The 22,877-nt window shown below is 32.2% G+C and carries 17 protein-coding genes; 7 read left to right on the forward strand and 10 right to left on the reverse strand.

Annotated features, from left to right (window positions below):
- Window positions 1-201 precede the first annotated feature (201 nt).
- From H6X70_RS14090 to H6X70_RS14120, 7 genes are all read left to right on the forward strand, one after another.
- Window positions 202-696: a hypothetical protein gene (locus tag H6X70_RS14090; protein WP_194768333.1), complete on the forward strand. Its 495-nt coding sequence runs from the start codon at window positions 202-204 to the stop codon at window positions 694-696.
- 954 nt (window positions 697-1,650) lie between these two features.
- A complete protein-coding gene (locus H6X70_RS14095; protein ID WP_194768334.1) occupies window positions 1,651-1,827 on the forward strand; it encodes a hypothetical protein in 177 nt (58 codons plus the stop codon).
- 53 nt (window positions 1,828-1,880) lie between these two features.
- Window positions 1,881-2,417 (forward strand): hypothetical protein, encoded by a 537-nt coding sequence (locus H6X70_RS14100; RefSeq protein ID WP_228530382.1) that lies wholly within the window; start codon window positions 1,881-1,883, stop codon window positions 2,415-2,417.
- A gap of 935 nt (window positions 2,418-3,352) precedes the next feature.
- Window positions 3,353-4,114 carry a cyclase family protein gene (locus H6X70_RS14105; protein ID WP_194768336.1) on the forward strand — a complete coding sequence of 254 codons (762 nt, stop codon included), beginning with the start codon at window positions 3,353-3,355 and terminating at the stop codon, window positions 4,112-4,114.
- A gap of 117 nt (window positions 4,115-4,231) precedes the next feature.
- Window positions 4,232-4,696, forward strand: coding sequence for a hemerythrin domain-containing protein (locus tag H6X70_RS14110; RefSeq protein WP_194768337.1), 465 nt, complete (start codon window positions 4,232-4,234; stop codon window positions 4,694-4,696).
- A gap of 446 nt (window positions 4,697-5,142) precedes the next feature.
- A complete protein-coding gene (locus H6X70_RS14115; RefSeq protein ID WP_228530383.1) occupies window positions 5,143-5,886 on the forward strand; it encodes a helix-turn-helix domain-containing protein in 744 nt (247 codons plus the stop codon).
- A gap of 137 nt (window positions 5,887-6,023) precedes the next feature.
- On the forward strand, window positions 6,024-8,360 hold the full coding sequence (locus tag H6X70_RS14120) for a TonB-dependent receptor (RefSeq protein ID WP_194768339.1): 2,337 nt from the start codon (window positions 6,024-6,026) through the stop codon (window positions 8,358-8,360).
- 803 nt (window positions 8,361-9,163) lie between these two features.
- Here H6X70_RS14120 and H6X70_RS14125 read toward each other — a convergent pair.
- From H6X70_RS14125 to H6X70_RS14170, 10 genes are all read right to left on the reverse strand, one after another.
- Entirely contained in the window at window positions 9,164-10,381 is a 1,218-nt protein-coding gene (locus H6X70_RS14125) for a hypothetical protein (RefSeq protein WP_194768340.1), read from the reverse strand.
- Between the two features lie 1,159 nt (window positions 10,382-11,540).
- The gene (locus H6X70_RS14130) at window positions 11,541-13,517 is read right to left on the reverse strand and encodes a DUF349 domain-containing protein (protein WP_194768341.1); all 1,977 of its coding nucleotides are present in this window, start codon (window positions 13,515-13,517) and stop codon (window positions 11,541-11,543) included.
- Between the two features lie 103 nt (window positions 13,518-13,620).
- Window positions 13,621-14,361 (reverse strand): shikimate dehydrogenase family protein, encoded by a 741-nt coding sequence (locus H6X70_RS14135; protein ID WP_194768342.1) that lies wholly within the window; start codon window positions 14,359-14,361, stop codon window positions 13,621-13,623.
- Window positions 14,358-15,374, reverse strand: a complete 1,017-nt coding sequence (locus H6X70_RS14140; protein WP_194768343.1) for a DUF368 domain-containing protein — start codon at window positions 15,372-15,374, stop codon at window positions 14,358-14,360. The genes H6X70_RS14135 and H6X70_RS14140 overlap by 4 nt, the downstream gene beginning before the upstream one ends.
- Before the next feature lie 2 nt (window positions 15,375-15,376).
- The gene (locus H6X70_RS14145; RefSeq protein WP_194768344.1) at window positions 15,377-16,294 is read right to left on the reverse strand and encodes a DUF368 domain-containing protein; all 918 of its coding nucleotides are present in this window, start codon (window positions 16,292-16,294) and stop codon (window positions 15,377-15,379) included.
- Window positions 16,295-16,344: 50 nt separating this feature from the next.
- Window positions 16,345-17,733 carry a tetratricopeptide repeat protein gene (locus H6X70_RS14150; protein ID WP_194768345.1) on the reverse strand — a complete coding sequence of 463 codons (1,389 nt, stop codon included), beginning with the start codon at window positions 17,731-17,733 and terminating at the stop codon, window positions 16,345-16,347.
- A gap of 153 nt (window positions 17,734-17,886) precedes the next feature.
- Complete coding sequence (locus H6X70_RS14155) at window positions 17,887-19,074, reverse strand: aspartate aminotransferase family protein (RefSeq protein ID WP_194768346.1); 1,188 nt, start codon at window positions 19,072-19,074, stop codon at window positions 17,887-17,889.
- A 26-nt stretch (window positions 19,075-19,100) separates the two neighbouring features.
- Window positions 19,101-20,825: an OstA-like protein gene (locus H6X70_RS14160; RefSeq protein ID WP_228530384.1), complete on the reverse strand. Its 1,725-nt coding sequence runs from the start codon at window positions 20,823-20,825 to the stop codon at window positions 19,101-19,103.
- 284 nt (window positions 20,826-21,109) lie between these two features.
- Window positions 21,110-22,384, reverse strand: coding sequence for an adenylosuccinate synthase (locus tag H6X70_RS14165; RefSeq protein WP_194768348.1), 1,275 nt, complete (start codon window positions 22,382-22,384; stop codon window positions 21,110-21,112).
- 8 nt (window positions 22,385-22,392) lie between these two features.
- A complete protein-coding gene (locus H6X70_RS14170; protein ID WP_194768349.1) occupies window positions 22,393-22,851 on the reverse strand; it encodes a Fur family transcriptional regulator in 459 nt (152 codons plus the stop codon).
- Window positions 22,852-22,877 lie beyond the last annotated feature (26 nt).

Consider the following 22,877-nt stretch of genomic DNA (forward strand, 5'->3'; position numbering starts at 1 on the left):
TAATGATTGATGTTTTGACAGAGAAACACAAGACATTATTGCTATTTCCGCTAGCATAGATTTAAGTTACAAGTCCGCGCTAGCGGGTTAACTGGTTTTCATGTTTGAAGGAAGAAGGACTATATAATGTTGTAAAGACTTTGGAAACACCTCATAACTGATTTTAGTAAGCAAATAGACCAATTTAAATTCTGTAAATAAATGAAGGTTATTAAATATTTTAAATACAAGGAAGCATTATTAGAAAATGATAGTATCAAGACAGGAGAAATTGGTAATGAATTTAAACGTCCAAAAATATTTTTACTCAATGAAAATGATGTATTAACTCCTATAGATAGGAAAAAAATGGATATATACACTAAAAGATTAATAGTAAACTCTTTTGCCAAAGGCTATTTTGATTTTAATGATTTAGATTTTTTATCAAACACCTATCAATTTAATTATTGTGAAAGTAAAGCGTATAAAGGTTATTATACAGCCAATATAAATACAACTTATGGGCAAAACGGAAATTTAACATTAATTAATTTTAAAGAAAAGGAATATCTAATTATTGAGTTTTACAGAGATAATCCTGATGAAACAGCACAAATGAACGACCAATTGGGTCCGGGTTTCACCTACATACATGGTATTTGGGAGCAACCAATTTTAACAGAAAGTATAAGGGAAAAACTAGAAAAATTATAATAATTACTTTCAATGAATTTTATAATGAAACAAAAAAATGATTGCGAAATACTTCAGTGCTATGCTAAAAGAGGAACAAATTGGAAATATGAAAATAGAAGATTTTAGTAAACAATTAGATCATTTTAAGTTTTGTAAATAATGAAATTAATAAATAATTTTGAATGTATAGAGGCTGAAGCCTTTACTGAAGGTAGTTTGCCTGAAAAAGTTGAGATGAAACATATAAAACAAGAAACGATTAGACCGCATCAAATAACTTTTAAAGACAGGATGGTAAACTTACCTTGTTGAATACCAATCGTAATGTTAATTTAAATAAAGAAAAATATTATACTAAATTAATATTTATAATTATCTCCTTATTACTGATTAACACAACGGCAGGAATGATCTTTTATAAATTAAAAAAAAACAAAAATGATAACAAATTTTAGATTTTTACCTTGGGCAATACTTATAACACTATTTCTTTATTTGGTCAAGAATATCAGAATATAAATATTGATTGTATTAAAACGTTAGTATTAAGGTTTACAATCCTATTTTCAAAGCAAAAATGATTTACAAGGACACACTTGAAGTAAGAAATTCTAACCCGCTAGCGCGGACTTGTAGTCCGTGCCCGCTCTAATAAGTGATAAACAAGAAAGCTTTAACAAAGATGTAGTGTCTTTTTTTATTAACTGACGATAGTCATAACAAGGTTTAAAGAAAGTAAGGTGTTTTTTTAGTTGAATTTAATAGATCTATTTACTTTTAAGTTTTTAAGGGTGTTTGGGGTTAAATGAGTGTTATAGAGGTGTGGATTTTAGGCACGGACTGCAAGTCCGCGCTAGCGGAGAGATTGTTTCAAGAAAATACACTCAATTTTCTGACATACAAGAGTCAACAGGAATAAAATATATTCAAGAATTAAAAGATAAGTACCCACCAGGAACAAAGATTGCTGATGTGCCTTCAAACAAAGCAGGAGGTTCTAATGCTTCTTTGGAGAATATTATAGAGATAGATGGACAAATGATTTTAGAGGTTCCTGTACAAAATAACCCAATACCACAAAGCTTACTGGATGAAGCTACCAAATGGGATATAGATATTAGGGACGTGCAAGGAACAGTTTATAATTGATTATGAGGAGATATTTATATCAGCGTTGGACTAGAAGAAAAAAAATACAGAGTGTGCCATTATCTATAGAGGTGCTAGATGGGTATAACAAAACTGTTTTCAATAAAAGAAAAGAAAAAAATGAAGCTCTTTTAGAAGAATCAGCCAAATACGCTCATGATAATAATTTAATTTATTTCGTTACTGTTTTTGATAATGAAACCCCTATATCTCATATTGAAACGAACAAGGGCTTTTTTAGAGTTCATTTTTTAGATAATTTAAAAAGAACTTATATGTCTTATGCTTTTAATGGATTTGATGATTCGTCAAAATGGCAAAAAGAAATACCTGAAAACAAGCTTTTTTTATCGACAGTAAACATTTGGGAATTTAAAGATGATAATGAAAAAGCGTATAAAACTGTCAGTTATGTTTTTACTATTGATGGGCAGTTAACAATTATAGAAAGAAATACCCAAACAAATGAACAAATAGAGAAACAATCTAAAAGTAAAGTTGATATCTCATCTAATTGGGAAGATTACCCCAAGTTTGGTTATTACGAAGGTCTTATAGAAAAAGAGAGAGGTATCACACCAGCCCTTTAAGTTTATTTTTAGCGATAAAAGCATCAATTAAAGGATAGACATTAGACATAATCCTTGGCTTTATCAGTCATACGTGCCACCTTTTTAATTATATTCATAGTTTGTCAGTCAATTCTAAATCAGTATGCCAACCAAGTAACCCCGCTAGCGCGGACTTGTAGTCCGTGCCCGCTCTAATAAGTGATAAACAAGAAAGCTTTAACTAAGATGTAGTAGCTTTTTTATTAACTGAGGATAGTCATAAGAAAGTTTAAAGAAAGTAAAGTGTTTTTTAGTTGAATTTAATAGATCTATTTACTTTTAAGCTTTATTGGTATTTGGGGTAAAATGAGTGTTATAGAGGTATGGATTTAGGCATGGACTACAAGTTCGCGCTAATAGGATAATATAGAAAAATGTGGCTTCTCCTAATTATACCAGTTTCATAAGTTGGGGTTGCGACTCAAAGAAGTATTTTCGAAAAAGACCTTTCAGGTTTTTAAAAATAAGTGTATTGAATACAAAATTTTAATTAAAATAGATTAATAAGATTTAGTTTGTTCTAGAAAACATTAATAAAACTTGCTCCTCCTTTCGTTTTGAAGGGAGGAAAATTTCGATTTCATCGAAATTAGGAGGGTTAAAACTATAAAAACATAAGAGCTTTCAATTTCCGAAAAATAGTGTTTTAAAAACCTGAAAGGTCTGTAAAATATATCGAAATGAAGGTTCAAAGTTTTGAATTTCATTCAGAACAACCCATGCAGCTAAAAGAAAAATGGAAAAACAGAAGTAAAAAACCACATGTTGAGTATGTGTAAATAATACAAACTCAATTCCCAGTTCCTATTTTTTTAGTAAATATGAAAGCGATATATTTAATCCTTTACTTATTTTGGTTATGCTAAAAGAAATAGTACCATTAGTAAGAAATTGATTAAGCAGTAAAACCTCCTATGAAAATTATAGATTTATCGAAACCCATACAGTACAATAAGTCGGACCCATGGTTTATGAAAGTTAAAATAAAACATAAACCACACCGAAAATCGAAATTACTAATCCGTTTTTTAGGGCTTCCGCTTAAATTGTTTCCGAAACATTTTAATGGTTGGGCCGATGATACGATCGAAAAAATGGGTGTTCATGCGACCACACATATCGATGCACCGTGGCATTATTCGCCAACTACAAATGGCAAGAAATCGAAAACCATTGATGAGGTTCCGCTAGAATGGTGTTTTGGTGACGGATTGGTTATTGATATGACCCATAAAGCAGATTTCGACCCCATTACCAAAATGGATATTGAAGATTTTTTGAAGCTAAATAATTTAACGGTTAAACCCGGAATGATTGTACTAATTAAAACAGGACGGGATAAATTTAATGGCACCAAAGATTTTCATAAAATAGGAACGGGCATGTCTGCCGAAGCTACGGCTTTGTTAATCGATCAAGGAATAAAGGTAATGGGCATTGATGCTTGGGGATGGGATTTACCCTTGCCCTATATGCTGAAAAAAGCTAAAGAAACTAACAATTCTGAACTGTTTTGGGAAGCTCATTTAGTAGGTAGAGATAAAGAATATTGCCACATGGAACAACTTGTAAATTTAGATGCCCTGCCGTATGAAGGTTTTAAAATTGCTGTTTTTCCATTAAAAATAGTTGGAGCTTCGGCGGCTCCTGCACGCGTGGTTGCTATGTTCGAATAGGTAATACTTTTGGCTTGTAGAATGTTTACATGCTGTTTTTTTGTTTTGTATCTTTATAAGCGGTAGGTTTTTATATAGAAAACTTCAGAAATTTAATCATTTTCAATCCCTCATAACATGAATACACCTAAAGGCATTAAAAGAGTAAAAGCACTGCAACCACTTAGCAGAGAACATCATCATGGCCTGCTATTGTCTTGGAAAATTAAAACAGGCTTAGCTAAAAATGTTTCTCCAAAAAGAATTAACGCTTACGCCAATTGGTTTTATAACACGCATCTTTGTCCGCACTTCAAAATTGAAGAAAATCATGTTTTTCCAATATTGGGAAACTCCAACGAATTAGTTAAAAAAGCTCTAGATCAACATACTGAACTTAGAGCGCTATTCTCGAAAAACGAAGCTTCTAAAAGCACTTTACAACATATTGAAAAAGCCTTAATTAAACATATTCGTTTTGAAGAACGCGAACTTTTTAACGACATCCAAAAAGTAGCAACACAGGAACAACTCGATTTTATTGAATCTGTGCACCAAACGCATGATTTTAAAGATAATATTTCAGATGAGTTTTGGGTTTAACACCTGTTTAAAATATAACAGATTTTTAATTTTCAATTTTATAATAATCATAAGTATATTACGCTTTATAAACCTAGAAAGGTTAAATAAATAACGGTTAAATGATTATAAATACAATAAATACTTACTTTGTAATTATTGCTTATGGAGCGTTAGTATTACTCTCCTTTTTGTTGATATCGAACCCTTTAAGGGTAAATAAAAAGGCTAATTTGTGGTTTGGGTTATTTTTGTTTCTCTGGTCTATGTTTTGGATCGAAGAAATTTTCATCCTTATTAAGAGCGACTTATTAAATTATAATTTGCTTACCTGTATTCGTTTTCTTCGATTTTTAACACCTATATTTTTCTATTTTAGTGTCGTTTATTACACAAATCCAGATTTTAAATTTAAGACCTCAGATTTTAAATATTTAATATTTCCTCTAATTTTCCTTGTCGGTTTAATGGTTCAGCAAGATGCGGTGTATGGTAATCTTATTGCCGTTTCACTAAATGTGTTAATTATAATACAGGCCATTTATTTTATTGTAGCGTCTTATTTAAAAATTAAACGCTACAAAGTAGAAATAGAGTTATTCGCTTCAAACACAAGCGAAATAAACCTTAATTGGATAGAATATATCATTATATCATTATTTGTACTTAGTATTTTTATTGGCGTATATAATATATTATTTGTTGATGCCGATTTAAACTTATTTGCCAATATTGTTTCTTTCGTTATTATCATTTTTGTGGCCTACAATGCACTAAAGCAAAAGGAAATATTTATAATAAAAGACAATCAAATAACTGCTGATGATTCTGATATTTCAAAGCGAAAACTTATTTCCGATCAAGATTTAGATGCTTTAAAAACCAAGCTTCTTCAACTAATGGAGAGTCAAAAACCATATTTAGATCCAGAATTAAATCTTGTTAAATTAGCTCAACAAATTAATATACCAGCACACCAACTTTCCTATGTGATTAATTCCGGATTTAATGAAAACTTTTTCATGTTTGTAAATAGGTATAGAGTTGAAAAAGTTAAAGAATTACTTCTATCCGAAGAAAAAAATCACTTATCTATAATGGGAATCGCTTTTGAAGCTGGATTTAACTCGAAAACCTCATTCAATACAACTTTTAAAAAAATTAGTTCTCAAACACCTTCAGAGTTTAAAAAAAGAAGTTCTACTTTATAAAATCAAACTTATCAATCGTTTTAATTGATTGATAATCAATAGTTTGATTTTATTTATCAAATTTGTTCTTATATATAAGCAAGAACGCCTAAAGCAGCCTTAATATCTAGTTTTGCTATTCATTTTAAAACTTAGCTATGAAAAGGTTTCTTTTATTTCAATTATTTTCATTAACGTCATTTGTTATTTTTTCTCAAAATTTAACACAAACCATAAAGGGAAGAATTATTGATGAGGCTTCTCGAGAGCCTCTTGCTTTTGCAACCATTATAATTCTGGATACGAATCCAGTTATTGGCACAACCTCTAATAGTGATGGATATTATACTATTGAAAACGTTTCGGTTGGAAGATATGACTTGGAGATTTCATTTTTAGGCTATCAGTCTGTAATACAACCAGAAGTTGTAGTTACTTCTGCAAAAGAAGTTGTTTTAAATGTTAGGCTTGAAGAGAACGCCTATTCGCTAAATGAAATTGTTATTAAACCTAGAGTTATAAAGGAAAAGCCCTTAAACCCTATGGCAACGGTAAGTGCAAGAATGTTAAGTGTTGAAGAAGCTAAACGTTACGCAGGTGCGTTTGACGATCCAGCACGTTTAGCAGCCTCTTTTCCTGGTGTTGCAAGTAGTGTAGGTAACAATGCACTAGTAATTCGAGGAAATGCCCCAAAATTTATGCAATGGAAAATTGAAGGTGTAGAAATACCTAACCCCAATCATTTTGCAGATTTGGGCGCTTTTGGTGGCGGCGGATTAACAGCTTTAAGTAGTAATTTGTTAGCAAATTCCGACTTTTATACCGGCGCCTTTCCAGCTGAATATAATAATGCGCTTTCTGGGGTTTTCGATATAAATATGAGAAGCGGAAATAGTACAGAGTTTGAACACAGTGTTGGGATTGGACTTATAGGAATTGATGTTGCTTCTGAAGGCCCTTTGAGTAAAAAAAGTAATGCGTCTTACTTAGTAAATTACCGTTATTCTACCTTAGGCCTTGTGTCTAGTTTACTTCCTGAAGATGCTCAAGGAACGAATTATCAAGATTTATCATTTAAGCTAAAATTACCTTCAAAAAATGCTGGTTTGTTCGAGCTTTGGGGAATTGGGTTAATGGATAAATCTGGAGCAATTCCAGAGACCGAAATCGATAATCAAAACTATTATCAAGATACTGAAAAGCAAGACGTTAAGCAATTTATGGGCGCTTTTGGTTTAAACCATAAGTTAGTGTTTAAAAACTCGGCCTACTTAAACAGTACCATGGCATACTCTACAAACGGGATTGATTTATACACAGAAAGGCTAGATAACGCTTCAAATTTACAACCCGAAAATAAAATTAAAAGCACAAATTATAACGTCACGTTTAAGTCTTTTTATAATAAAAAAATTAACGCCAACCACACTAATAAAACGGGAATCCTAGTGAGAGGAATAGGGTATAATTTGGATATTAAAGACGCAGACAAATCTGCAAATCATTTAAATACAGTAGTTGCAGAAAATGGTATGAGTGCTTTGTTATCTGCGTATTCGGCGTCTTCCATATCCCTTAAAAAATGGAAAATCAATTTGGGATTGAATGCCCAACTCTTTACGCTAAATAATAATTACACCATCGAACCACGTTTAGGTGTAAGTCATCAGTTGAATGCAACTAATGCATTAAGTTTTGGCTATGGCTTACATAGTAGAATAGAACCTATAAATATTTATTTTGCAAATACAAGTCCAGATGATTATGCGCAGGCAAATAAAAATTTAGATTTCTCGAAAGCGCATCATTTTGTTCTCGCTTACGATTTAAATATCACAGAAAAAACACATCTTAAAATTGAACCTTATTTTCAATATTTATTCAACATTCCTGTTATAGAAAATTCAACAACCTCCCTTTTAAATTTACAAAATGATTGGTTTATAAATGAAACCTACGTGAATAATGGTGTAGGACAAAATTATGGAGTAGACTTAACCTTAGAGCAATATGTAACTCATGGTTTTTATTATTTAGTTTCTGCTTCAATTTTCGATTCTAAATATAAAACAGATACCAATACTTGGTATAACACGAGATTTAATAAAAATTTTATTGTTAATGCATTAATTGGAAAAGAGTTTAAAATTGGTAAAAAAGTACCAAAACTACTCAGTTTAAACTTTAAATCTAGCATTTTAGGAGGGGATAGGTATTCTATTATTGATGATTCGGCATCTTCAATAGAACAAGATGTGGTTTACAATGAAACAACCCCTTTTACAGAACAATTAGAACCTGCTCTCATTTTAAATTTTACAGCAAATTACGAATGGAATAAGAAGAAAACGAGCAGCCAACTTTCTTTTAAAATTTTAAATGCCACTAGTTTTGAAGAATTTCAAGGACACAGGTTTAATATTAAAACCAATCGTGTTGAAGCCTATAGAGAAGCCTTAGTAATTCCTAATATCAGTTATAAAATATCATTTTAGATTATTTCTTATTGATAATGAGTTTATTACAGTGTTGTTCTGTTCAAAATAATTATAGATAAAAATTTGTTATGACATAGCATGTCGCAAGTTTTTGTTTTAATCCGCCGTAAATTTGTAGAGTAATTGAAACAGATTACAGTTTTTCATATAGTTTGGTTTAAGGTTAGTAAAGCTGCTGATGGGTTTCAGAACAAATCAGTAGCTTTTTTTACAAACAATAGGAAATTTAAAGTTGCCCAAGTAGATCATTATATATAGTAAAACCCTGTAGATATTCGTTATTTACAGGGTTTTCGTTTTTTTACAAAGATTAAATGAACTGTTTTTAGTTGCTTTAAAAAGAATGTAAAATTCAAATTTAAGGGTGTTCGAGCGCAGCCGAGAACCTATCATCGTGATTTAAATTCTATTTCTCAATTCCACTCAAATCCTACGGAACAACTAAATCATCAAATAATACAATTCCAATTATGTTTTGAAAATATAGGAGTCACCACACGACATAGCATGTCGCAATATTTTCTAGTAATCAGTCGTAAATTTGTAGAGTAATTGATACAGATTACAGTTTTTCATATAGTTTGGTTTAAGGTTAGTAAAGCTGCTGATGGGTTTCAGAACAAATCAGTAGCTTTTTTTACAAACAATAGGAAATTTAAAGTAGCCCAAGTAGATCATTATATATAGTAAAACCCTGTAGATATTCGTTATTTACAGGGTTTTCGTTTTTGTAACAAACAGTAATACGGGAACAACTCGATCTTATTGAATTTATAATTTAAGACTGAACACAAAAAGATTTACGCTGTTGATTTCTTCGATATATTTTTCTGAAAAACATAAAAAATACTCAAAAACAGCATGATACTAGCAATTAACAAGCCTTCATTATAATAATCGGGAATACTAAATTTTCCAGACCAAACGTCAATGCCTTTATAAATGATGAGTCCTTCGGTAAGTATAAAGCCTAGGAGGTAAAACTTAAATGCGTTTGAAGTAATGTTGAACAGTTTTGATACACTCAAAATTAAGAATAAACTCATGCTTATTAGTCCTAAAAAAATCCAATGTAAATAAGCAATGGTTAACTCGATAATTGTCGCGCTTAGATTTGAAAAATAGGGGATGGCTCCTAAAAATTGTATAATTAGTTTTAAGCCTAAAACACACATAACAGTTTTAAACATAAAAATTTCAGTAGAAGTAAAAGCAGCTTGTAGATTAGCCCACTTCATTTTTATATAACCAAGCGCATACATAAAGCAAACCAGTTGTAATAACCCACCTGCGCCACTTAATACATATACAAAACCGATTGGTTTAGTCCATAATGCCGATAAAAACAAGGTAAGCAACACACTTATATTTAGTGCTATAAAAAAGCGTTTGTTTTGCTTCCGCGGAAGCGTAGCACCTTTGTTTTCAAATATATAAATGAAGATTCCGATTAAGGCCAATAGCATCCAGCCGTTATACTGAAAGTGCAAATAAAAGTAAATGGCCAGACGGTACCAAATAGATCCAGGTCCTAAGATAGTCATAATGCCCCCTAATGCCCACGGACCAATACTCGATAAAACAAGATAATAAAGCGATGCTTTTATGTAAGGATAACATGCTGATTTTTTAAGTGTTGAAGATGAATTTTTCACAAAAAACCATGTGAACCAATAAGAAGCAAATAGAAAAAGTGTTGAAAATATAATTGAAAACAAGGCATAACCTTGAAACGGGAACGTGAGCATCATACCAACCAAAGTACATTGTGTAAAAATGAAAATACGTTGGTGCTTTTGGTTTAAATCCTCATTTTTTGAAATGAAAAAATGATAAAGCAAAGTGGTTAAACAAAGGTATACCCAACCTAGTAAAGCAATATGCGAATGCCCATGAACGATGTGTCTATAATTAACATCAAAATCAAAAACGTGAAGTGCTCTTAAAAAAACACCAAACACTGCTGCTATTAAAAAATAGATATAGGCAATGGTTGTTTGGGATTTAATTGAAATCATAATACAAAAATATAGTATTGCTTTCTAAAAATGATTATTTCAGTATCCCTGTAGTTGATTTTATACCATTAATTTGTGATAAAAAACATAAGCGATTTATTTTCAGTGTATTATGTAGCTTTGTAGTTTGAAATTATAATTTAGAACCTGCTTTTTTATAACGCTCCTTTTAACTTTCTAAGCTTGTAATCTTCTTTACTTTTAAACGCTATTAACACAGCTCTTAATCTTCTCTTTATAAAGGAGAAACTCATACGCAACAGTTTCCCTCCTAATAAGGAGGGATTAAGGGAGGTGTTCTACAATACTTGTGTTTTTTAATGCTTTACAGAATGCAAACAAGTTTAAAGCATTCTATAATAGGAGCGCAGCCGAGAACAAATGCTTTTGATTTAAGTATAACTTTTCGACTTAGTTAGAAGTAGCAGCTAACAATTTAGTTCCAATTATGTTTTGAAAATACATGAGTCACCACACGACATAGCATGTCGCAAGTTTTTGTTTTAATCAGCCGTAAATTTGTAGAGTAATTGAAACAGATTACAGTTTTTCATATAGTTTGGTTTAATGTTAATAAAACTGCTGATGGGTTTCAGTACGAATCAGTAGCTTTTTTTTACAAACAATAGGAAATTTAAAGTCGCCCAAGTAGATCATTATATATAGTAAAACCCTGTAGATATTCATTATTTACAGGGTTTTCGGTTTTTTTCAGAGATTAAAAGAACTGTTTTTAGTTACTTTAAAAAAGAAAGTATATTTCAAATATAAGAGTGTTCGAGCGCAGACGAGAACCTATCATCGTGATTTAAATTCTATTTCTCAATTCCTCTGAAATCCTACGGAACAATTGAATCATCAAATAATACAATTCCAATTATGTTTTGAAAATATAGGAGTCACCACACGACATAGCATGTCGCAATATTTTCTAGTAATCAGTCGTAAATTTGTAGAGTAATTATAACAGATTACAGTTTTTCATATAGTTTGGTTTAAGGTTAATAAAGCTGCTGATGGGTTTCAGTACGTATCGGTAGCTCTTTTTAAACAAACAATTGAAAATTTAATGCGCCCCCAACTAAATCATTATATATAGTAAAACCCTGTAGATATTTAATATTTACAGGGTTTTCGGTTTTATAAAAAGTTTAAATATCTAATAGAGATCTTTAATTTTTCTAAGTTTCGTTTTCCATAAATCTAAAGATTCTTGATGGATTTTTATGTTGTTACGCACTTCTTTTACAAGCGGATTATCATCTTCAACATTAGTGAAAAACTGTAGGTTATTTTGCAATTGAATAATTTGACTTTTAACTTCTGCTATTTTTTTTCTGATAAATACACGTTCATTATCTAAATTTCGGTTATCATCATCGGCAGCGTTAAGCGTGTCTAATTTATTTTCGTATTTAATAATTTCAGCTTCGTTTTTATCTAAATTTAAAGTGGCTAATAAATTATCAATCACTTTTTGGAATTTCCCATCAATATAACGCTTGTCGCTTGGCACGCGACCTATAGCTTGCCAATCTTTTATTTGTTGCTTAATCGCCTCAACACCATCTTCAACATCTTCAGGAAGTTTAAACTCTTTTAAGCTGTTTAACAACTCGTTTTTCTTGTTGTATGCTTCAGTTTGTTCGCTATTGGCAGCATTTCTTTTAGCATGAATTCTATCGAAATAGTGATTGCAAGCGGCTTTAAACTGTTTCCAAATTTTATCGCTATCTTTTCTAGGAACATGCCCAATTTTTTTCCACTCGCTCTGAATTTTTTTCATCAAAGGTGTAACGGTTTCAAAATCGTCACTCTCTTTATTATCCTCGGCAATTTTGATTAAATCTAATTTTAATTGCAGGTTTTTATATTGTTCCTTTTTTAAATCTTTGTAAAAAGAATTTTTTTGTCTGTTAAAGGTTCTTACGGCATCTTTAAATTTAGCCCAAGTGCTTTCGTTAACTTTAATAGGGACTTTTCCCGCATTAAAAAAATCGTCGCGTAAAGCTTCAATTTGTTTTATTCTTTTTTGCCATACGCCATGAGAACCATTTCCTTGTGCGCTCACAGCTTCAATACGCGCGATAATATCAAGTTTTTTCTCTAAGTTTTTCTCGTAAACTTTATCAATTTCTTGATAGTATGTATGGCGTTTATCGTTTATTATTTTTGTGGCGGCTTTAAAACGTTCCCAAATTTCTTCACGGTGTTCTTTGCCAACAGGGCCGAGTTCTTCTTTCCACATTTTGTGTAATTCTTGAAGTTCTCTAAAGGCACGCATCACATTATCGTCTTTTGCTAATTCTTCAGCACGCTCGATAATTAGTAATTTTTTCTCTAAATTATGTTTAAAATCTAAATCGCGTAGATCTCTATTTAAGTGTAAGAAATCGTAAAAAAGTTCCACATGGTGGTGGTAACTATTCCAGGCATTATTGTATTTATCTCGAGGAATAGGTCCCGTATTTCGCCAACGTTCTTGAAGTTCTTTAAAATGTTTATAAGTGGTGTTTATGTTTTCTTCAACGTTTATTAATCCCTTTAATTCTTCAATAATTTCGAGCTTATCGGCTAAGTTTTGTTTTAAGTTTTTCTCTAAACTTTGGTAGTGCTCGTTAAGTTTATTACGGTAGTTTTTATAGGCTTCTTTGTATCTTTTTTGAACTGGAGATACATAATAAAAATCAATTTCGTTGCCACCTTCACTTAAAAAATCCTCTTTCTTTTCATCTATTATAGACTGTAATTTAAGCTTAAACTCAGTATTAATAGCATTAACATGGGTGCGAATGGCTTGAATTTTCTCAGTAGCCAGAAGTCTTTCTAATTCGATAGCCAATGCCTCTAAAGACATGGTGTCGTAATCTTTAACTTCTATTTTATGACGGTCTTTATTGCCTTCATCTTCAGCGTCTTCGGCATTAGACTCTTCAATTTCGTTAAGAACTTCATCATGCTCGTCTGTAGTTTTTGCGGCCTCACTTTTGTCTTCTTCAACAACAGAATTTACAGTGTCTTCTACTTCATTGGACGTGGTTTCAATCGCTTGATTTTCATTTAATTCTATTGATTTTTCATTAGAATTATTAGCATCAACTTCTTCTACTTTTTGTATTTTATTGTTGTCAGACATTTTGAAAAATGTTAAGGTTCGTCAAATTACTTTTGACTTTAAAGATACTAACAAGAATAGTATAAACAAAGTACAAGCCATGGATTTAACGTAATTAGTGGTTTTATTTAAGTCCCCAAATAGACCAAGCTTTTTCGGCTTGAAGTTTTAGCATGTTTGCGCCATTAATTATGGTAGCTCCATGATTTTTTCCATGAGTTAAAAACGTGGTTTCTTCTGGATTATATATTAAATCAAAAAGCAAGTGCTTATCGGTTATGCCTTTGTAAGGAATATTTGGACACTCTTCAACATTTGGAAATGTGCCTAATGGCGTGCTATTAATAATGATTTCATGATTTTTAACGTCTTCTTCAGTTAAGGTATCATAAGAAAATTGAACATGTTCAGAGAGCTTTCTTGAGACATAGGCATAAGAAATATTCAATTCTTTAAGGCTGTAAGCAATGGCTTTACTAGCACCACCAGTTCCCAAAATAAGGGCTTTTTTATGATGCTTTTTTATAAAAGGTTCAATGGTTTTTTTGAATCCGTAACAATCTGTATTATAACCAACTAGTTTTCCTTTTTTAGTAATTCTGATCGTGTTTACAGCGCCAATGGCTTTAGCTTTTTTGTTTATTTTATCAAGAAAAGGCATCACGGCTTCCTTGTATGGAATGGTGACGTTTAAACCTTTTAGGTTTTCTGTGTTTTCTATAATATCTTGAAATTTACTAATGTCTTCAATATCAAAATTTACATAAGTGGTGTCTTCAATATGTTCGTCCTGAAATTTTTGTTTGAAGTAGGCTCTCGAGAATGAGTATGAAATGTTTTTACCTAAAAGTCCTAATTTGTTCATGTAGTTTTTTTGTTTTTTTGTTCAAACCATACTAAGGCTAATACAATAGTGATTCCTAAAATAATATAGCCCATGGCTAAGTAGGTTTCTAGTACTAATTCTGGGATAAAGCGTTCGTAATTATGAATTATTTTCTGACCTCTAGAGTCTAATAATACTTCGCCATTTTCGTGAATTTTGTAAATAGTCGTTTTCCAGGGCCACACAACACCTAACGAGCCAACTATAAAACCAATTATGGATGATAATGTAATGCTTTTATAACGTTTTAATATGTAGCTGAGGACGTGTGAAAATGAAACTAAACCAGTTAGCGATCCTAAAGTGAAAACCGCTAATATTTTAAGCATTATAATGCGTTCTTCGTTTTGAATGAAACTGAAATCGCCTGTAAATACTTCGGAAGCTGTATCGTATAATGCGTTTACCGAGTCGACTAAAAGTAATACATAATTTCCTAAAAGGATGAGAATAAAAGAACCTGAGAATCCAGGGAGCGTCATTCCTGAAACACTAATAATACCGCATAAAAATACAAACCAGAGGTTGTCGTTTTCGGTTGCCGGACTTAAAAAACTAATACTCACACCAAGTAGAATACCAATAATAAGGGCGATATAAGTTTTATGTTTCCAGTCGTTAAAATCTCTATAGATATAGTAAATCGAGCCGATAATCATTCCAAAGAAAACACTCCAAACATACAATTCGTAATGCTTTATTAAATAGTCTAAAACCTTTGAAATACTAAAGAAACTAATTACCATGCCTAAGAAAAGCAGACTTAAAAAAGGACCATTTATATAGCGATAAAAACTTTTAAATCGGCCGTTTAAAAGCAAACCAAAAGCCTTTTTGTTTACTTTTTTTAAGGAATAAATAAACTCTTCGTAAAACCCCGCCACAAAAGCAACAACCCCACCAGAAACGCCAGGCACTTTATTGGCTGCTCCCATGCCTAATCCTTTTAGAACTAGAAAAAGTTTATCGGTAATTGTTCTGGTACGCTGCATTTTTATTTTTTTGAACCTAGTTTCTCAAGAATAAAAATAGTTAAAAATCCAATAATCATTAAAATGACTGCAAATAACAATTGGTTATCGCCTTGGAAGGCAAAAGGGGAAACGCTTTCTTGTAATAAAGGTGTTTTAATGCCTTTTGAATTGGTGTGCCAGGTTAAAGTTTCTTTCCAGGGCCAAACTTTATTTAATGAACCAAATATAAACCCCGTTAATATGGCTAATGTCAAGTTGTGATAGTTTTTAAACAACCATTTTAAAACATGACTAAAACTTAGTAAACCTAAAACAGCACCACTTCCAAAGATGATAATTTTTTTAATATCTACATCGTGAATAGCTGCACTAAGGGTTTTGTAGGCACCAAGAATAATAAGTATGAATGAACCGGAAATACCTGGGAGAATCATGGCGCAAATGGCGATGGCACCAGCAATAAATAAAAACCAATCGCTATCGTTTGTACCTAATGAAGGTAATTTGCTAATATAAAAAGCAACTGCGGCTCCAAGAATTAAAGCGATAATTGATGATGCTGTCCATTTTGTAATTTGTTTTCCAACAAAATAAATACTGGCAATTATGAGTCCGAAAAAGAAGGACCAAATTAAAACAGGATGAAACTCTAATAGGTAGTTTGCAATCCTCATAAAAGTAACAAAACTAACAACGATTCCCGATAACAGCGCTACAATAAAATTACCGTTTAATTGCTGCCAAAAGGCTTTAAATCCCTTGCTAAAAAGTGTTTTAAAAAGTGATGCGTTTACATTGCTTATGGTTGAAATTAATTCTTCGTAAATTCCAGAAATAAAGGCAATTGTACCACCAGAAACTCCAGGAACGGCATCGGCAGCGCCCATCGCTAATCCTTTAAAAGCAATGATAAAATAATCTTTTAAACGTCTTTGCATGCTTGATTTTTTAAGAAAACCAAAGGTATACAAATTAATTAAACGTTTCCTTACAGATTTGTTTTTAGTATGTTCTTAACTAATCTTTTTTTAGAGACTTTTGGAAAGAGTTCATCGATGATAAAAACGTAGTCTTCGTTGAGTTTTAAACCGTTTTTTAAATGAAAAATCCCTTTATCATTTTCATTTAATTGAAAGTATAAACCAGCTAATCTGTATTCAATTTCAGCATTATCAGGATAAAATTCGATGGCTTGCTCAAAATTATAAATAGCGGCTTCAGGCTCTCCTAGTTTGATTAAAATATCGCCGCGAGATAACCAAGTATTTAATTCGTAATTGCCTAATTCTAAGGTTTTTTTGAAACCGCGTTCGGCTTCTTCAAAATGGCTTAATCGATGGTTAATTTGCGAATATAATTTCCAATAGATAACGTTTTCAGAATCTATATTTATGGCTTTATTGATGTAGTATAAAGCTTTATGATAATCGTGTTTTTTGTTGTAAAACTTGGTAATTGCAATCCAGCCCTTGTCTAATAATGGGTCTTCATGAACCGTTCTGTCGAAGTACTGAATGGCCAATTCTTCATTATTTAGTTTTTCGTAGCAATGCCCAATGCGTAGTAATGCGAATGATGTTGGATCGTCTAATTTTAAGGTTATGGTGTAATTTTCAATAGCATCTTTGTAGCGTTTTAGTTTTTCTAAAACTTTACCACGCTCTAAATAAGCACCAACAAAAGTATCATCAGAAATAATTGCAAAATCATAAGCTGCTAATGCTTTTTTGTAATCTTTTAAATGATAATATTGCTTGCCTAATTGATGCCAAGCTACTTCACAATAAGGATTTTTATCTAAAAACACGTTTAAATATGAAATCGCATCTTCATTTTGTTCTAAAAATTCAAAACAATAAATAACATTGTATAAGGAAGAATAGTCGTCGATATCGGTTTCAAGACATTTCATGAAGTAGATTTTAGCTTCTTCAAAATTATCTAGAAATAAATATTCCATACCAATAAGCGAATATAAATCGACCACATCATCGGTTAATTTAATGGCTTTTTTAAGTACAGATATGGCTTGTTCGTGGTCGTCTTTTTTTGAAAAAATATTGGCTTTTTGAATGTATATTTCTTCATTCATAGGATCTAAACTGTAAAGCTCGTTTAATAGGGTGTCGGCTTCAACGAGTTTGTCTTCAAAAACAAATATTTCAACTTTAAAAAGGCGGAGATTTATGGAGGTTGGATGCTGATCTAAGCCTAGCTTTATCGCTTTTTTTGCAAGCGCAATTTTACCAAGGTTAAGATAGTGATGAATTATATTTTCAAACTCCTCTGAATCGAAAAACAAAACATGGTTTGTTTTAAGCATGGATTCAAACTTGGTAAGCGGCAAATTTTTGTTGTCATCATGACTAAACTCCATAAGCTCATTTGTGAGGTTCTACTTGATTAAATTTAGTAATCTATTTACTGATTAGTCGTTAAAATGATAAATGTTTTCAACAAAGTAATGAACAGGCATTGTTTTTGTTGCTTGTTTTTCTTTTTAAAAGCTGTAAATCAGTGTTTTAATATTTTATTGATTTTTGTGGATTTCTTCTAAAATCTCTAAAATTATAGCACAACCTTCTATAATTTCGCTGTTAGAAATGGTTAAGGGTGGTGTAATTCTTACCGCTTTCGGCTCGAAGAGTAGCCAGAATAAAATTAAACCTTTGTCTTGAGCGGTTAATATTAATTGATTTGTAATAGCATCAGAAGGCGTAATTAATGCTAACATGAGTCCTCTTCCTCTAATTTCGGTAATTAATGGATGTACGAGTTGCTCACGAAAAAGTTGTTCTTTTTCTAAGCTTTGTTGCATTAAATCACTTTCTGTAATTTCTTTTAACGTGGCTAACGCCGAAGCCGCTATAATTGGATGGCCGCCAAAAGTTGTGATGTGACCTAACTTGGGTTTGTCTTGTAACAAGTCCATAAGTTCGCTAGAGGCTGTAAATGCGCCAATAGGCATGCCACCGCCTAAACCTTTTCCTGTAACTAAAATATCTGGAATGCAATTGTAGTTTTCAAAACCAAAAAGCTTTCCAGTTCTTCCCATACCAGGCTGAATTTCATCTAATATTAAAAGTGCCCCAACTTTTGAGCATTGGGTTCTTACTTTTTCTAAAAACCCATTTTTGGGTTCTATAAAACCAGCACCACCTTGAATGGTTTCTAGAATAACACAGGCTGTTTTAGTGGTTATTAGGTTTAAATCATTCTCGTTATTGAAGCTAATAAATTTAACATCTGGTAATAAGGGTCTAAAAGCTTGTTTGCGTTCTTCAACCCCCATAACACTCATCGATCCCATGGTATTTCCGTGGTAAGCTTTGTTTGCTGCAATTATTTCACTGCGTCCTGTAGCGCGTTTTGCTAATTTTAAGGCGCCTTCAATGGCTTCGGTACCCGAGTTTGTTAAATAGGTTTTTCCAAGCGAAGTAGGCAAGTGGCTAGCTAAAAGCTTTGCAAGTTCTACAGCTGGTTTTTGAGCGTATTCCCCATAAACCATCACGTGCATATATTTATCCAACTGCGCCTTAATGGCATGAACAACTTTGGGGTGATTATGCCCTAACGGACAAGCAGAGACGCCTGCAACAAAATCTAAATAGCCTTTGTTGTTGGTGTCGTATATGTATGAACCACGCGCATGAGAGATTTCCAAACCCAATGGATGTGGTGAGGTTTGTGCTTGATATTTAAGGAATTCGGAAGTCATATTGTATGCTAGAAAATATGAGGTTATTATTTTTTCTCAGGAATATTACGTGCCGCTTTATTGTTTTCTGGGCTCGTTTTTCCGGCTGATTTAATGCGTTCTAGCATGTCTTCATCAAAAAACTCGCCTGAAGGCACATAATCTTCGAGGCCCTTTATAACCGGAAGATTTAATGGCGGATCGTCTTTAAATAAATCTTCAACACTGTTTGGACGTTCAGAATCACGCCAATCGAAGCCTTTTAGAAAAAGTTCCTTTTTGGGATATTGAGATTCTGGATATAAGTTACCATCAATTTGATTAAATCTTGAATATTCCTCGATATCACCTTCGGCAAACAAAATTTGAATACTTCCAGATTTCGCTTTGTCGATACCAATAAGTTCCTGCTTGTCGTTTCTTGCATAAAAAATAGATTCGGCATTTTTAGTAATATCAACTTCTCTTAAGGTGTTTTTATCATTAAACTGTCCCACAAGACGCAAGCCATATATTTGATTATAACCATTTTCGCTTAAGGTATCTTTGCTAATGATAAATGAATTATTAAACACTAAAAGGGAGTCTAATTTTTCGGTTTCGGGATTTGAAATAAGATGAATGGTGTCTCCAGTCATCTGGTTTTCAAAGTTCCAAAGAATGGGTTTTCTTGTTGTTGCAAATTTATCGCTATTAGAAAAACGCGGCAGGTTTATTAATTTGGTTAGCCCTGTTTTTTGATTAGAATAAATAGAGTCTGATTTTCCAGAGATATCCGATTTAAAAATTTTCGCATTATAATACGCATTTATAATACGATGTTCTGGTTTGCCTGTAACCATTATTTTATCGGCATGCATGAAAATAGAATCATTTTCTTGAACAGTAATGGCTAAAGCGTGTTTTGTAATGAATAAAGAATCTTTTTCCTTATAAACTTCGGCGTAATGCCCTTTTATAATACTTTTATTGATGGTGTCGGTAACCTTAATATTGTTGGTTGCCGATGCAAAATTTTTAATATGATCAAAATATAAACTGTCGCCTTCAACAATTCTATTATCATAATCAATTCGGGCATTTTTAATGGCGTAACCAAACTCTTGTTTTGTGTCGTAAAATCCTTTTTCGCAGTAGGTTTTACTTGTTTCGGTGGTTATGGTTGAAGGACCAAAGAGGTAAGCGTAACCAGTATCAGAATAAAAATCGAAATAATCGGAATTAATGGTTGATTCTTTGTTAACCAAAACAACATCTTTTACAAACTGATATTTTTTAATATCCATGTAATAGCGTCCAATTTTACTGGTAATGGTTCCTGATGAATCTTTCACCACTTTACCACCATTTTTATAAAACGCCTGCTGTTTCACACGGTCGAAATATAAGGTGTCTGATGATATGGTTGATTGCGGGTCGGTTAAAACAACATCGCCACTAGCAAAGGCTAATTCTGTAATCCCACTATATTCAACGTACTTAGATGTCATATGAATGGTATCACCCTGTTTTACCGAAACATTACCGTAGGCTTCCACAAAATTTTCTTGTCCGTAATGTATGGCCTTATCGCACCACATATTTGAACCTCCATGTATAATATGAACTTGTTGTTTATCATCGCGAGTTAATACTTTCGCGCCTGGGTAGTTTTCTTCGTCTATAGTTAGTTTACCAGCGTATTCAATCTGAATTTTGCGCTTTTCTTGAGCACTATGTGTTGAAATACAACCTATAATAAAGATAAAAAGTAAAACGTGTAATCTGTTCAAAGTGTAAAAGTTTGTGGCAAAAATAACGATTAATACCATTTCTTATTTGAATTTGCTATAAAATAAAACGATGATTTATTTTATTCGAAATAGAAAAATAAGGCATGGTATTAATTAGAGTTAATTTTTATTTTAAAGCAGAAAGGGAAAAAGGGCGATTTATTACAGTTAATTTAGAATAGAAATAGTATTATATGATATTTTAATGATATAGAAACAAAAAAACGTTCCAAAATTAATTTGGAACGTTTTATATATTTCTACCGATATGCTTGTATTATCAGTTATTTTCTAAAAATAGTCTGTTTTCTATCTGGTCCAACAGAAACGATTGTAATAGGAATTTCTAATTCTTTTTCTAAAAATTCGATATAGTCATTTAAAGCTTTTGGCATTTGTGAAGCTTCAGACATTTCTGTTAAATCTTCGTTCCAACCGCTAAACTCTGAATAAATCGGTTGAACGTTTTCAGGTTCGATATTGTAAGGTAAGTGAGTTATGGTTTCACCTTTATATTCGTAAGCTGTACATACTTTTAAAGTTTTAAAACCAGAAAGTACATCGCCTTTCATCATCATTAATTGGGTTACCCCGTTAACTTGACAAGCGTATTTTAAAGCCACTAAGTCTAACCAACCACAACGTCTTGGACGTCCTGTTGTTGCACCAAATTCATTACCAACTTTGGCCATTGCAGCACCATCTTCATCAAATAGTTCGGTAGGGAATGGTCCTGAACCTACACGTGTTGTGTAAGCTTTAAAGATTCCAAACACTTCTCCAATTTGGTTTGGAGCAACGCCTAAACCTGTACAAGCCCCAGCAGCCGTTGTATTACTAGACGTTACGAAAGGATAAGTTCCAAAATCGATATCTAATAAAGACCCCTGAGCGCCTTCAGCAAGAATGCTTTCTCCCGATTTTTGAGCTTGGTATATAAATTCTTCAGAATCAATAAGTTTTAAAGATTTTAAAACATCAACTGCTTTAAAAAACTCAACTTCTAACTCTGCTAAATTGTATTCAATTTCTACATCATAGAATTTAATCATGGCTTCGTGTTTGTCTGCCAAAGCTCTATAACGCTCTTTCCAATCACTTAATTCTAAATCGCCAACACGAATACCGTTTCTACCCGTTTTGTCCATATAAGTTGGACCAATACCTTTTAAAGTTGATCCAATTTTTGCTTTACCTTTAGAAGCTTCACTAGCAGCATCTAATAAACGATGTGTTGGTAATATAATATGTGCTTTTCTTGAAATGTGTAAAGATTTTCTATAATCTACATTTTGTTCTTCAAGTTTGTCTAATTCACCTTTAAAAATTACAGGATCAATAACAACACCGTTTCCTACTAAATTGGTAGCATCGTCATGAAAAATTCCAGAAGGAATAGTGTGTAAAACGTGTTTTTTACCGTTAAATACTAAAGTGTGTCCTGCATTTGGACCACCTTGAAAACGTGCTATAATATTGTAGTTAGATGTAAGAACGTCAACAATTTTTCCTTTGCCTTCGTCGCCCCATTGTAATCCTAGTAGTAAATCTACTGCCATTGTAAAATTTATTTATTAGTTGTTGATTTTCTATTTCCGTAGAAATAAAGTGAGTGGTTGTTTATCTCGATATCGAAAATTTCTTCGATTGTTTTTTTGATAGATTCAATTCTAGGGTCGCAAAACTCCATCACTTCACCTGTATCTGTAAGGATCACGTGATCGTGTTGTCTATCGAAATAAGATTTTTCGTAATGTGCTTGGTTTTTTCCAAACTGGTGTTTTCTTACCAAGCCACAATCTAAAAGTAATTCTATGGTATTGTAAAGTGTTGCGCGAGAGACACGATACTTTTTGTTTTTCATATTAAGATATAGTGATTCTATATCGAAATGTTCATCGCTATTGTAAATTTCCTGCAATATAGCATAGCGTTCGGGGGTTTTACGGTGCCCGTTATTTTCTAAAAAGTTAGTAAATACACTTTTTACTATATCTTGATTTTTTGTATCAGCTTTTGCATTCATAATTTCCGTGGCAAATTTACACTTTT

It is taken from the genome of Tamlana sp. I1, assembly GCF_015355625.1.
Classification (GTDB): Bacteria; Bacteroidota; Bacteroidia; order Flavobacteriales; family Flavobacteriaceae; genus Pseudotamlana.